Origin of the sequence: Pollutimonas subterranea, assembly GCF_002849655.1 — a bacterium.
Taxonomy (GTDB): domain Bacteria; phylum Pseudomonadota; class Gammaproteobacteria; order Burkholderiales; family Burkholderiaceae_B; genus Pollutimonas; species Pollutimonas subterranea.
In genome coordinates this window covers 46,406-58,186 of the sequence record NZ_PDNW01000008.1, presented here as the reverse complement: position 1 = coordinate 58,186, position 11,781 = coordinate 46,406, and the positions used below count along the sequence as shown (strand labels likewise).

At 58.7% G+C, this 11,781-nt stretch carries 14 protein-coding genes; 7 read left to right on the top strand and 7 right to left on the bottom strand.

Annotated elements, in window-relative coordinates; all coding sequences use genetic code 11:
- Nucleotides 1-45 precede the first annotated feature (45 nt).
- Both CR159_RS10860 and msrA read right to left on the bottom strand, forming a co-directional pair.
- The gene (locus tag CR159_RS10860; RefSeq protein WP_102074095.1) at nt 46-711 is read right to left on the bottom strand and encodes a DNA-3-methyladenine glycosylase family protein; all 666 of its coding nucleotides are present in this window, start codon (nt 709-711) and stop codon (nt 46-48) included.
- A gap of 25 nt (nt 712-736) precedes the next feature.
- On the bottom strand, nt 737-1,258 hold the full coding sequence (gene msrA, locus CR159_RS10855) for a peptide-methionine (S)-S-oxide reductase MsrA (protein ID WP_102073977.1): 522 nt from the start codon (nt 1,256-1,258) through the stop codon (nt 737-739).
- Nucleotides 1,259-1,438: 180 nt separating this feature from the next.
- Here msrA and CR159_RS10850 point away from each other — a divergent pair, with 180 nt between their 5' ends.
- The 3 genes from CR159_RS10850 to CR159_RS10840 are packed head-to-tail and all read left to right on the top strand — an operon-like array spanning nt 1,439 to nt 2,998.
- The gene (locus CR159_RS10850) at nt 1,439-2,134 is read left to right on the top strand and encodes a type 1 glutamine amidotransferase domain-containing protein (protein ID WP_102073976.1); all 696 of its coding nucleotides are present in this window, start codon (nt 1,439-1,441) and stop codon (nt 2,132-2,134) included.
- Nucleotides 2,135-2,153: 19 nt separating this feature from the next.
- On the top strand, nt 2,154-2,528 hold the full coding sequence (locus CR159_RS10845) for a DUF6152 family protein (RefSeq protein WP_102073975.1): 375 nt from the start codon (nt 2,154-2,156) through the stop codon (nt 2,526-2,528).
- A gap of 5 nt (nt 2,529-2,533) precedes the next feature.
- Nucleotides 2,534-2,998, top strand: a complete 465-nt coding sequence (locus tag CR159_RS10840; RefSeq protein WP_102073974.1) for a DUF6644 family protein — start codon at nt 2,534-2,536, stop codon at nt 2,996-2,998.
- Here CR159_RS10840 and CR159_RS10835 read toward each other — a convergent pair.
- From CR159_RS10835 to CR159_RS10825, 3 genes are all read right to left on the bottom strand, one after another.
- A complete protein-coding gene (locus tag CR159_RS10835; protein ID WP_102073973.1) occupies nt 2,993-3,628 on the bottom strand; it encodes a pseudouridine synthase in 636 nt (211 codons plus the stop codon). The two genes, CR159_RS10840 and CR159_RS10835, sit on opposite strands and share 6 nt — an antisense overlap.
- A 57-nt stretch (nt 3,629-3,685) precedes the next feature.
- A complete protein-coding gene (locus CR159_RS10830; protein ID WP_102073972.1) occupies nt 3,686-5,734 on the bottom strand; it encodes a TRAP transporter permease in 2,049 nt (682 codons plus the stop codon).
- Nucleotides 5,735-5,833: 99 nt separating this feature from the next.
- The gene (locus CR159_RS10825; protein WP_102073971.1) at nt 5,834-6,796 is read right to left on the bottom strand and encodes a TAXI family TRAP transporter solute-binding subunit; all 963 of its coding nucleotides are present in this window, start codon (nt 6,794-6,796) and stop codon (nt 5,834-5,836) included.
- A gap of 256 nt (nt 6,797-7,052) precedes the next feature.
- On the opposite strand from CR159_RS10825, the gene CR159_RS10820 reads away from it, so the two are divergent.
- The gene (locus CR159_RS10820; protein ID WP_102073970.1) at nt 7,053-7,649 is read left to right on the top strand and encodes a lipocalin family protein; all 597 of its coding nucleotides are present in this window, start codon (nt 7,053-7,055) and stop codon (nt 7,647-7,649) included.
- A gap of 46 nt (nt 7,650-7,695) precedes the next feature.
- Here CR159_RS10820 and CR159_RS10815 read toward each other — a convergent pair whose 3' ends face one another.
- Both CR159_RS10815 and CR159_RS10810 read right to left on the bottom strand, forming a co-directional pair.
- A complete protein-coding gene (locus CR159_RS10815) occupies nt 7,696-8,166 on the bottom strand; it encodes a DUF2269 family protein (RefSeq protein WP_102073969.1) in 471 nt (156 codons plus the stop codon).
- Entirely contained in the window at nt 8,154-9,446 is a 1,293-nt protein-coding gene (locus CR159_RS10810) for an NAD(P)H-binding protein (RefSeq protein WP_102073968.1), read from the bottom strand. Before CR159_RS10810 ends, CR159_RS10815 begins: the two co-directional genes overlap by 13 nt.
- A 92-nt stretch (nt 9,447-9,538) precedes the next feature.
- Between CR159_RS10810 and CR159_RS10805 the strand changes: the two genes are divergently transcribed.
- The 3 genes from CR159_RS10805 (at nt 9,539) to CR159_RS10795 (ending at nt 11,678) form a co-directional block, all read left to right on the top strand.
- Nucleotides 9,539-10,009, top strand: coding sequence for a hypothetical protein (locus CR159_RS10805; RefSeq protein WP_102073967.1), 471 nt, complete (start codon nt 9,539-9,541; stop codon nt 10,007-10,009).
- A gap of 97 nt (nt 10,010-10,106) precedes the next feature.
- Nucleotides 10,107-10,673, top strand: a complete 567-nt coding sequence (locus tag CR159_RS10800; protein WP_102073966.1) for a DUF4142 domain-containing protein — start codon at nt 10,107-10,109, stop codon at nt 10,671-10,673.
- A gap of 9 nt (nt 10,674-10,682) precedes the next feature.
- The gene (locus tag CR159_RS10795) at nt 10,683-11,678 is read left to right on the top strand and encodes an SDR family oxidoreductase (protein WP_102073965.1); all 996 of its coding nucleotides are present in this window, start codon (nt 10,683-10,685) and stop codon (nt 11,676-11,678) included.
- Nucleotides 11,679-11,781: the final 103 nt, after the last annotated feature.

Sequence of the window (11,781 nt, the reverse complement as noted above, 5' to 3'; positions counted from 1 at the left end):
ACCTTAAATTGGCGCTCGATAGCGCGGTTCATGTTGCGCTTCCCTTCAGCTGCTCAGCGCCAGACCTTCACGATTTCGCCGGGCGGCATAGAAGCGCCAGAACAATAGCGCGGCCGTGGCGCGATGAGGCGCCCACTTGGCGGCAATCGCCATCAGGGCGCGCCGATCAGGGTGGGGGTTTATGCCGAAAGCGTCGCCCACGGCCTTCTGTAGCGCCAGGTCACCGGCTGGAAATATATCTGGATGGCCTGCGCAGAACATCAAGTAAATCTCCGCTGTCCACGGTCCAATACCCTTATGGCTGGTCAGTTGCGCGATGGCTGCTTCGGCGCCCAATGCCTCGACGGCGGAAAAGTCGAGGCCGCCCGCAACGATGACCTCGGCCAAGCCCCTGAGCGTGCGGTACTTGCTGCGGGACAGGCCGACGCCGCATATTGATTCTTCATCCAGGGCCAGGAAGCCTTCTGGCGTGGTTGCGCCCGGCTGGGCTTGCAAGCGGTTCCAGATGGCACTGGCGCTGGCCACTGAAAGCTGTTGACCGCAAACGATGCGGGCAAGCCCTGCGAATCCGGGTTGGCTGATGCGCGGCGAGAAAGGCCCGGCAATATCGTGCACCTGGCACAGTCGCGGGTCGAGCCGCAACAAAGACTGCAATTGCTGCGCCAAAGCTTCTTCGGAAGCAAGGCGATTGTCCGGACGTTTAGCAACCATGGCCGCAGGCACCCGTCATCGCGCGTTACGACGCTTGCGCTGGAGACTTTGCCGGAAGCTTCCAGTCGGGCCGGACGTAATGGCAGGTGTAGCCATTCGGATAGCGCTCCAGATAGTCCTGGTGCTCCGGCTCGGCTTCCCAGAAAGGTCCGGCCGCGGCGACTTCCGTCACCACCTTGCCAGGCCATAAGCCGGATGCATCCACGTCGGCAATCGTTTCGCTTGCAATGCGCTTCTGCTCATCATTGGTGTAGAAAATCGCCGACCGGTAGCTGAGCCCGCGATCGTTACCTTGGCGGTCTTTGGTGCTGGGGTCGTGAATCTGGAAGAAGACCTCCAGAAGGGCCCGGAAGCTGAGCGATTGGGGCTCGAAGATGATCTCTATGGCTTCAGCATGCGTGCCATGATTGCGGTAGGTGGCATTGGGCACGTCGCCGCCCGTGTAGCCGACCCGCGTAGAGATGACACCCGGGTGCCGGCGCAATAAATCCTGCATACCCCAAAAACAACCGCCGGCGAGGACGGCGCGTTCGGTAGAAGCTGACATATCTTTACTCCTGGTTTTGGTATTCGGACAGTTTAACGCCGTATCCGTGCACACCACGAGATGATGGCATCTTGAGTGTAGCGTGCCAGGTATTGAGCCAGCGCTAGTGCCGGCGCCAAATTTCGATCTATGATGCAGTTGTCGTCTTACGATAATCCAGGCAGTGTTCAGGAGGTCACGATGAAAATACTGATGGTGCTTACTTCGCATTCCAGGCTGGGCACTACGGGCCGCCAGACGGGTTTCTGGCTCGAAGAGTTCACAACGCCTTACTACGTGTTCAAGGACGCCGGCGCCGATATTACTTTAGCCTCTCCATTGGGCGGCCAGCCACCCATAGATCCATCCAGCGACGAGCCGGGAGCGCAAACCGACTCTACGCGTCGCTTCAAGGCTGACACCGAAGCGCAAGCTGCATTGGCAAATACCGTCAAGTTGTCGGGCATCGCGGCCTCGGATTACGATGCCGTCTTCTACCCCGGTGGGCACGGACCCTTATGGGACCTGGCCGAGAATGCCTTTTCCATCGGTATTGTTCAATCGACGCTTGCCCACGGCAAGCCCCTGGCAGCCGTTTGCCATGCACCCGGTGTGCTGCGTCACGTAAAGGCGCCCAACGGTAGTTCGTTGGTACAAGGAAAGAACGTAACCGGTTTTACCAATACGGAAGAAGAGGCCGTTGGCTTGACCAAGGTCGTGCCTTTCCTGGTCGAAGATATGTTGAAGGGTAACGGTGCCAATTACTCCAAAGCCGGAGACTGGGAGCCGCATGTGGTGGTGGACGGCCTGCTTGTCACCGGTCAGAATCCCGCTTCGTCCGGGCCGACGGCAGAGGCCTTGCTGGACCTGCTGCGCAAAGGCAGGCAAGCCGCGTAGTCACACGAGGAGTGCGAACATGCCTTATCGATTTCTATCTGGAATGACGTTATGCCTGGTTATGGGCAGTGCCGCGGCGCATCACGGCTGGAATTGGGCCGACGAAGAGCAGACTCAGCTCACCGGTATTGTCAAGGCGGTGCAGCTTGCGCCGCCGCATCCGCGGCTTGACGTCGAAACGACCGATTCAGGCGTCTGGCGTATCGAGCTGGGAAATCCTGGTCAAACGCGGGCGTCCGGCTTTGTCGAAGGCTCCGCGAAGGTGGGCGATCACATCTCGGCAACCGGAAATCGCGCGAAGGATCACAGCGAAAAGCGGATGAAAGCGGTGCAGATAACGGTCGGCGATAAAACCTACGATATTTATCCCGACCGCATCCAGAAGCCGCGCTAAGTACCATGCTGGAATGGCTGGAGGGCGCTCCGCATGCCGTGCTGCTGCAGCGGTCAGGCACGCTCTATTTATTCGTGAATGCCGCCCATATCGCCTGCATGGGCTTGTTGATCGGTGCGATCGTGTCACTGGATCTGCGCATGCTGGGCGGCTTTCGCACTGTGCCATTCCCGGTTATCGGTCCGTTCCTGTCCCGCATGGCCGGCGGCGGCCTGGTGCTGGCCATGTTGACCGGTTTCTGGTTGTTCTCGGTAAAACCGACTGAGTATGCGGCAAATCCGGCGTTTCTGATCAAGCTTGGTGTCATCGGGCTGGGCGTCGTGAATGCGTTGTGGCTGCATGCAGGCCAGCACTGGCCAAAGGCATTGTCCGATACACCAATGCCACGGGCCGCACGGGCGCATGCCGTCGCATCGCTGCTTATCTGGTTGGGTGCCGTATTGGCCGGCAGGTGGATAGGCTTTCTATAGCGCTTGAATACTGGGCGGGAGTTCGCGCCACTGGCCTGGCAACAGGTCATCCAGGGTCCAGGGGCCGACTTGCACCCGAACCAGGCGCAGTGTCGGCAGATCGACCGCGGCGGTCATGCGTCGCACTTGCCGGTTCCTGCCTTCCCGGATGACCAGCTCGAGCCAGGCGGTCGGTATGCTCTTGCGAAAACGCACCGGTGGATCGCGCACCCATAGCTGGGGTGGTTCCAGCAAACGGGCTTGCGCGGGAAGGGTAAGGCCGTCGTTCAATTCGACACCATCGCGCAAGCGTTGCAATTGCTGTGCGTTCGGCTCGCCCTCTACCTGCACCCAATACGTTTTTGCCATATTGTTTTTCGGGTCGGTGATGCGCGCTTGCAGGCGGCCGTCATTGGTCAGCAGCAGCAAGCCTTCGCTATCGCGATCCAGTCGCCCCGCCGGGTAGACGCCAGGCACGTCCACGAAGTCCTTGAGCGTTGCTCGGCCGGCTTCGTCACTGAACTGCGTCAAGACGCCGAATGGCTTGTTGAACACCAGAAGGCGAGGGTCGGCGGGTGGCACGTTGGCCGTCCGCCGCGCTCCCGGCTTGCGGTGATGGTACGAGGCTGCGAAGCGAAATGGAGACGGCATACATGGATTACCGGCGAATAGAGAAAAACAGTGTAACGCGGGGGACGCACGACGCCATCAGGTCTTAGCCCCTTCGCCGTGGAGAGTCCTGTGCTTCCAGCCCCGGCGCCAATGAGAAGCCAGTGCAATGACGATCAGGGCAAGCCCTGTCAGGTTGGACACGGGGCCGGGATAGACCAGTGCAAACCCGGCCACAATCAGCAGCGTTCGCTCGACGGCGGTGGCGCGCACCAGCAGCCATCCCTGGAACCCCACGGCAAGTGCGAAAATGCCCGCCGCGGCCGTAATGGTCACCCGCGCTATATCCCATGGGTTTGCCGCAGCCAGGGCTTCGGTCGACCCCATGAGCAGCAAGCCCTGGCCGCTGGGATCCAGGACGAAGATGAAGGGCACCAGGAAAGCGGGTATGGTGTATTTCCAGCATTGCATGGTCGTCTTGTACGGATCGCCGCCCGTAATGGCCGAGGCGGCAAATGGAGATAGCGCCGTTGGCGGCGACACTTCGGACAAGACCGCATAGTAGAAAATGAACATGTGCGCCGCAAAATCGGGTACGCCCAGCTTGATCAGCGCCGGTGCCGTAATGACGGCGCAAATGATGTAGGACGCCGTCACGGGCACGGCCAAGCCTATGACCCATACCACCAACGCGGTATAGATGGCAGTGAGCAGCAACGACCCCCCGGCATAGTCGATGACAATGCCGCTGAACTTCAGACCCAGTCCGGTCAATGTGACCACGCCCACAATAATGCCTGCGCCGGCGCAGGTAGCACCCACACCCAGCATCCCGACGGAGCCTGCTCTGAGGGCCTGGATCAGCGGCGACTGGAAGAAGTGCTGCGAGATGGACCCTTTGCCCTGGAACAGGTCATAGGAAATCATGGCGGTGTCGCGGCGCAGGAAGCTGGTCAGGAAGGACACGACGGTCGCCCAGAACACCGAGAGCACCGGCGAGAAGCCCCACATCATGAAAACAATGATGGAAATCAGCGACAGGAAGTGGAACCAGTAGTGTCGCGTCAGGTTCCATACCGTATCCACTTTCTTGAATATCGTCTGCCCCATGCCGTATTTGCGCACGTCTATTTCCACCATTAGAAAAAGCGCAAGATAAAACAGGGTGGTCGGAATGACTGCCATCAGCAGGACATCCAGATACGATATCTTCAGGAACTCGGCAATGATGAATGCCGCAGCGCCCATGACCGGAGGGGAAATGATGGCGCCCAGGCCACCGGCGGCCAGCAGCCCTCCGGCGGCGTTGCGTTCGTAGCCCACTTTGGAGAGCATGGGCCAGGCGACTGTGCCCAGCGTAACGGTGGTCGCTACGCCGGAACCGGACGGTCCACCCAGCAGGAACGACGACAGCACAACGGTGCGCCCGGCGCCGGCGGGCTTGCCGCCCATGGCCGAAAAAGAGAAGTCAATGTAAAACTTTCCCGCGCCCGAAAACTGCAGGAAAGCGCCGAAAATGGTGAACAATATGATCAATGACGAGGACACGTCGACCGCCACGCCATATATGCCTTCCAGCGTCATGTACATGAATCCGACCACGCGCCCGATCTCGTAGCCCTTGTGCGTCCAGGGAGCCGGGAGATAGGCACCCAGGAAAGCGTAAAGCAGAAAACAGATCGATATGACAGGCAGGATCCAGCCTATGGTGCGCCGCATTGCTTCGAGCACCAGCAGGATCAGTGCCACGCCGAAGGCAATATCCCAGGAATTGGGCATGGTATTGCGGTCGGTGAAGTCGTCGCCGCCGAGTATCAAGTACACCACGATGGCGATGGACAGCAGCGATGCCAGCCAATCCCACCACATGATGCGATGCCGTAAGCGCCTGCTCGCGGGAAACAGCAAAAATGACAGGAACAGGACAAAGCCTACATGCACCGGGCGCAGTGTTTGGGTCGGCACGATCGCATACGCGGCAAACATGTGGAACAGGGACATCACGACGGCTACCGTCGTCAGGAATACGCCCAGCCAGCCACTGAGGTGGTTGGCCGCGCCTTCTTCTTCCTCGATGTATTGCTCGGCCTTGAGCAAGGCCTCTTTACTTACTGTTGCGTCCCGTTCCGATTGGAGGATATCGCTCATGGTGGAGTCTCATAAATGTAGTCCGGCATCTATGTGCCGTTGCCGTTCGCCTGCGAAAAAAAGCCCCAGCCGATCAATCAGCTGGGGCGCTGCGTTGCGTTAATTGAGCTTGACGCCGCGTTCTTCGAAATACTTGACCGCGCCTGGGTGGAAGGGGATAGGCGAGGCAGCGGCCTTTTGATTTTCAAGTTTGAACTCGGCCGTGTCTTTATGCACGGCGATCAGGTCGTCCCTGCTTTCAAAGATCGTCTTGACAATGTTGTAGGCCGTCTGGTCATCCATTTTCTCGCTGCCGACCAGGATGTTCATGACCGTTGCCTGTTTGTTGTCGGCGTCCATGCCTCGGTAGGTCGCTTGCGGGATCATGTCCTGGATGTACAGATTGCCGTATTTCTGGTTCATGCTCGGCACCAGCTCGGCATTGTCGATAAGCTTGATTTTCGTGCCGGGTGTGTTGGCCAAGTCAGTGACTGCGGCGGTAGGCAAGCCCCCGACCCAGAAGAAGGCATCGATCTTGTTGTCTTTGACGCCGTTGACCGATTCAGCCACGCTGAGGCGTTCGCGTTTTACATCCTTGTCCTTGTCAAGACCGGCCGCTTCGAGCTGACGGAATGCCATGACCTCGGTGGCGCTGCCGGGGGCGCCGGTTGAAATATGCTTGCCCTTGAGATCGGCAAAGCTATTGATACCGCGCCCGTCGACGGTGACCACATGCATGCGGTTTGGATACAGGATCATCAGCGTGCGCAGGGGTACCTTTTGGCCCTTGAACTTGTTTTCGCCCTTATAGGCGTCTTGCGCGGCGTCGGACATGCTAAGGCCGATGTAGGACGCGTCGCCGTCGATAAGCTTAAGATTGTCGACCGAACCGCCCGTTACTTCCGCTGTTGCCTGCATGCCCGGTACTTTCTTGGAAAGCATCGAGGCAATGCCTCCACCGATCGGGTAATAGACGCCACCTGTGCCACCCGTGGCGATAGAAATATTTTCCGCCATGGCGGGCTGCATCGCCGCCAATGGAAAGCACAGCATTAATGCGAACCGTTTTACCGAGATTTTCATTTTGTCTCCTCCTGCGTTAGCTATAGAGATATGGCGCCGTCATGGGCAACACGTTTTTATATGGGCGATCCGGTCAGGCAAGGATGCGCCCGGTTCGGGTGTAACCTGCAAGAACCGTAGACGTCAATTGGCGTTTATAGGTAGCACACAGCGAGGCAACCGGGGTCGTCCCAGTCAAGGCCATAGTTAACTGGCTCATGCGGTCGCAAATCAGCGCCGGCATACTGGTTGCTGTCTGTACTTCAAGGAGATGCCCATGAATCGAAATTTAGCTGTGCCCAAACCAACACGCCAGCGATGGCCGCTACTTATTGCCACCGCCCTTGCGATCGCGGCCTTGTCAGCCTGTGCCAGCAACACGGCAAAGAATCCGCCGCTTCCTACACAGGCGAATGTCGACCTGGAACGCTATGCGGGCGTCTGGTACGAGCAGGCGCGATTGCCCAATCGTTTCCAGAAATCGTGTGCGGGCGACGTGCAGGCCACATATACCGTATTGCCTGACAGCAAGATGCGGGTGGTCAATCAATGCCGGAGCGTAGATGGCGGTACGAAATTGGCTGAAGGCATGGGCCGACTGGCGGGGGATGGGGCAGATGCCGATCCTGCACGACTTGAGGTTCGCTTCGCGCCGGGCTGGCTTTCATGGTTGCCGCCGGTTTGGGGCGATTACTGGATAATCCGGCTGCAAGGCGACTATCAGTATTCGCTGGTGGGCACGCCCGATCGCGAATATCTATGGGTGTTAAGCCGGGATAAAGCGGCAGACGCATCCAAGGTTGACGCGCTGCTCGATCATGCGCGAACCCTGGGATTCCCTGTGGAGCAAGTGATACGAACCACGCAGGACTGAATTCGGCGCCCACCGCCCGCCGCCAACCTTTTGATGCATCCTCGTGTCAGAATGCGGCGGGTTTTGCCACCATCAGGTAGAAGATGGCGACGAACGCGAAAAAGGCGGGGATGCCGAGCGCCACCCACATTCGAAAGTAATGCCAATAGTCGGCCGACAGGCTGGTGCCGTCGCGTACCGCGGCCTGGGCCAGGTCGCGCAACTTCATTTGTATCCAGACAACAGGCAGCCAGCAGGCCACGGCAATGACATATAAAACGATGGACCATTTGAGCCAGCTCGCAGACCACGGGAAGCCGGCCAGTTTGACCAGCCAGTAACCGGTCAAAGGCTGGGCTATGACCGTGGTGGCGGTGAAAAGCCAGTCTGCAATCACCACGATCCGCGCGACGATGGCGACGGCGCGCGGATCGCGTGTAATGCTGGCCATCAGCAGATAGAAGGCGCTGCCTATTCCCGTCCCGAACAGCAAGGTAGAAGCCAGCACATGCAGCCATTTTGTAATCATGTATTCCATGGGCGTTCTTCCATTTCATAGAGTATCCACAGGCCGGCCAGAAACGGCAGATTTTTCAATACCGGTCCATAGGGGTGCAGCCAGAACTCCGGCAGCTTCCAGGAAATGATGACGGTATAAGCGAGTACCAGGGCGGCTTGGCCGGCCCAAAGCCATCGTGATCGCCTGGGCAGCAGCGTTAATATGCCCAGTGCAATATCTAGCGCGGCGGCGCCATACAGAAACAAAGCCATCAGCGCTTCAGGTGTGCCGGTTCGCGCCAGAAGCGCGTAGCTCGACTCGACCGGATACAGGCCTAAGGAAACGATGCCGGTCACCACCCACACCAGGCCTATGCTGATACGCAAGATAGGCAGCAGCCATCGCATCCTTGCCTGAATACCGGTCGGGCGCGCGTAGGCAGCCGGTATGAATTGCTGGGGCGCCCGGGGGGCGCGACCCAGCAAATTGCGGATATCGTCAGGCGGCGCTGTGTTGCCTCGTTCCAGCATATCCAGCGTGTCGTTGTCCAGAAAGCCACTTGGCAATCGGCTCCCGGCGCGAGCTATAACGCGCATTAAGGGCATGGGGATCGGCACGAAGCGCGGACGCCGTGTTATGCCCATCGCCTCGCGCAAGATGCTGTAGAAATCTCTCAGCGTGATCGCTGCAGGACCCACCATGGCAATGCGGCCTGATTCGCCCTGTGCAGACTCGATAAGCGCCTTGAGCGCCTGGACGAGGTCGTCGATGTGCACGGGTTGAATCCGCTGACCCCCACCGCCAGGCAGCATGGTGATCGGACTACTGGCGAACAGTTCGAACAAGGCGGCGCTTGCGCCGCCAGGTCCGTATACCAGCGAAGGCTGCACGACGCTGGTTCTTACGGGTAGTCGAAGCAAGAATTCGTCGGCCGCCTTCTTGCTTAAATGGTAGCCGCTATGTGCATTCTCGTCGGCGCCCAGGGCGGATATTTGCACAATATGCTTCACGCCGGCCTCGGCCGCTGCCGAGAATAACGCCGTGGGGGCCGCCCTATGAATCAGGTCGAAGCTCTGCTCGGGCGTTTCACGCAGAATCCCGACTGCATTGATGACAACGTCCACGCCCTCGAGCGCCATGCTCCAGGCTCCCGGGGTCACCGCTTCGTTGAAGTCTATGCCGATATACGAAACGTTTGCATGACTTGAAGTTTTCGGCGGCGAGCGAAGGGCGCAGACCACAGTATGGCCTGCGGGCAAAAGGGCATTGACGAGATTTCGTCCGATGAATCCGGAGGCGCCAGTCAGTAATATTTTCACGTCGACCTCGTCATGTCGCGTCGAGCATAGTGTGATGCAAGGGTTCGTAAATTGCTATTCTAGGTTGAAGCGTATTGGGCACGGAGGCAAAGATGAAATCATTCGTAAGGCTTTTGAAGCGGGCCCTGGTGTCCGGCTCTTACGCGAGCGTGGTTTCCAGCCTGGCATTGCTGCACGGCGGGGTACGCGATAGCCGCAGCGCCATCGCGCCGGTCAATGCAGTAAGCCATTGGCTATGGAAAGACAAGGCCTTGCGGCAGCATAAGGCGACGTTGCGCTATAGCCTCACCGGCTACGTCATCCATCACATTGCTTCAATATTCTGGGCGACCGCCTACGAAAAATTGGCATTTCGACACGGAACTGCACCAACTAAGCCCCAGGCACTCGCCAGCGCCTTGACGGTTGCAGGGGTGGCATGCGCGGTGGATATGCAGTGCACCCCCGAGCGTCTTACGCCCGGCTTCGAGCACAAGCTAAGCAAAAAATCGCTTCTTGTCGTCTACGTTGCCTTTGGGATCGGCTTGGCGCTGCACACCCTCCTGGATCGAAAAACTGATTAGCGGGTCGGGACCATACCTTGACCCGTGACGATGCCGATGCCGCGGGACCGCAAATTGCTAGGTTCGGAACACGATCCATTTTCGACAGGAGACTTGCATGAACCTACGTACAGCAATCATCAGCACCTTTGCCTCTGGCTCCCTGACCCTATGCGGTGCACTCATGGCGCAGGCTGCGCCCACCACAGCCGCGCCAGCAGGGCAAAACGCAGCCACACAGCTTGATGGCAACGATGAGGACTTTCTGGAAGCTGCGGCACATGCGGGCCATACGGAAATCGAGGGTAGCAAGCTGGCGCAAACCAAGGCCACCAACCCCGACGTAAAGGCCTTCGCCGAGAAAATGATTATGGATCACACCAAGGTGGGACAGGAGCTCCAGACGCTGGCTAAAAGCAAGGGGTACACGCCGCCTGCCGAGCCATCGCTGGTTCAGAAAACCAAGCTGAAAGCCTTGAGCGTCATGGATGACAGTTTCGACAAGCGATACGTCAACCAGATTGGCGTGGCGGCTCATGAGGACGCTGTGGAGTTGTTCCAGGAGGCGTCGGCCGACGCCAAGGATCCAGAAATCAAGGCGTTTGCCGCCGAGAAATTGCCGGCGCTTCAGGAACACCTGGAAATGGCCAAGGCATTGAAGCAGAAAGTGGATCCTGCCAAGTGAGGAATACCCATGACCGACAACACTAACGGTAACGTCGACAGGACGGTTCAGAAGCAGCGCGGCATCCAGGAAGAGCAGGATCGCCGCGATGCCGCCAAGCAGCAGGAAGGTGAACGGCCGGGCAAGGAAAGCGTGCCGCAAGCCGGCGCGCGTGACCATCCGGTGCCGCCATTACCGGCCCAGCACCTGGAGAAGCCCGGCCTTGAAAAGGACCTGGAACTGCAGCCCCAGTTCCAGGCTCCGTCGTACAAGGGTAGTGGCAAACTTGACGGGCTTTCAGCCATTATCACGGGGGGCGATTCAGGTATTGGCCGCGCGGTGGCCGTGCTCTTTGCGCGTGAAGGCGCTGACGTAGCTATTGTTTATCTGAATGAACATGAGGATGCGGAAGAAACCTGCCGCCATGTCGAAGCTGAAGGCAAACGGTGCATCCGGATACCTGGCGACGTAAAGGATTCTGCCTTCTGCCAGGATGCGGTCGAAAAGGCAGTCAGAGAACTTGGCAAGCTGGACATCCTCGTGAATAACGCGGCCTTTCAAGAGCACGCCGATTCCTTGCTCGACATCACGGACGAACGCTTTGATGAAACCATGCGCACCAATGTGTATGGATACTTTCATATGGCACGCGCCGCATTGCCTCATCTCAAGGAAGGCTCGTCCATCATCAATACGGGATCAGTCACGGGCTTGCAGGGCCAAGGGCAGTTGCTGGATTATTCCACGACGAAAGGTGCGATCCATGCATTCACGATGTCGCTGGCCTCCAATCTGGCAAAGAAGGGAATACGGGTCAATGCCGTGGCTCCCGGGCCCGTGTGGACGCCGTTGAATCCCGCCGACAAGCCGGCCGACAAAGTGGCGGAGTTCGGCGCCAAGACGGCATTGGGACGGCCTGCGCAGCCGGAAGAGTTGTCGCCCGCCTATGTGTTCCTGGCATCGCCGGCATGTTCCAGCTACATCACGGGGATCGTGCTGCCTATAACAGGCAGTCCTGGTTCTTGAGTTGTTTCGGTTGTGTCAGTCTGGCGCCGGCCTTGGCGCTGTGCAACAATGAGCTAATCATATGTAGCCAGTCGGCGTCCTGGAAAGGGCGTTGGCTGCAAGA

Coding starts and splice junctions, on each gene's coding strand:
- CR159_RS10860 (WP_102074095.1), bottom strand. CDS start 711: ATGGTTGCTAAACGTCCGGACAATCGCCTTGCTTCCGAAGAAGCTTTG.
- msrA (WP_102073977.1), bottom strand. CDS start 1,258: ATGTCAGCTTCTACCGAACGCGCCGTCCTCGCCGGCGGTTGTTTTTGG.
- CR159_RS10850 (WP_102073976.1), top strand. CDS start 1,439: ATGAAAATACTGATGGTGCTTACTTCGCATTCCAGGCTGGGCACTACG.
- CR159_RS10845 (WP_102073975.1), top strand. CDS start 2,154: ATGCCTTATCGATTTCTATCTGGAATGACGTTATGCCTGGTTATGGGC.
- CR159_RS10840 (WP_102073974.1), top strand. CDS start 2,534: ATGCTGGAATGGCTGGAGGGCGCTCCGCATGCCGTGCTGCTGCAGCGG.
- CR159_RS10835 (WP_102073973.1), bottom strand. CDS start 3,628: ATGCCGTCTCCATTTCGCTTCGCAGCCTCGTACCATCACCGCAAGCCG.
- CR159_RS10830 (WP_102073972.1), bottom strand. CDS start 5,734: ATGAGCGATATCCTCCAATCGGAACGGGACGCAACAGTAAGTAAAGAG.
- CR159_RS10825 (WP_102073971.1), bottom strand. CDS start 6,796: ATGAAAATCTCGGTAAAACGGTTCGCATTAATGCTGTGCTTTCCATTG.
- CR159_RS10820 (WP_102073970.1), top strand. CDS start 7,053: ATGAATCGAAATTTAGCTGTGCCCAAACCAACACGCCAGCGATGGCCG.
- CR159_RS10815 (WP_102073969.1), bottom strand. CDS start 8,166: ATGGAATACATGATTACAAAATGGCTGCATGTGCTGGCTTCTACCTTG.
- CR159_RS10805 (WP_102073967.1), top strand. CDS start 9,539: ATGAAATCATTCGTAAGGCTTTTGAAGCGGGCCCTGGTGTCCGGCTCT.
- CR159_RS10800 (WP_102073966.1), top strand. CDS start 10,107: ATGAACCTACGTACAGCAATCATCAGCACCTTTGCCTCTGGCTCCCTG.
- CR159_RS10795 (WP_102073965.1), top strand. CDS start 10,683: ATGACCGACAACACTAACGGTAACGTCGACAGGACGGTTCAGAAGCAG.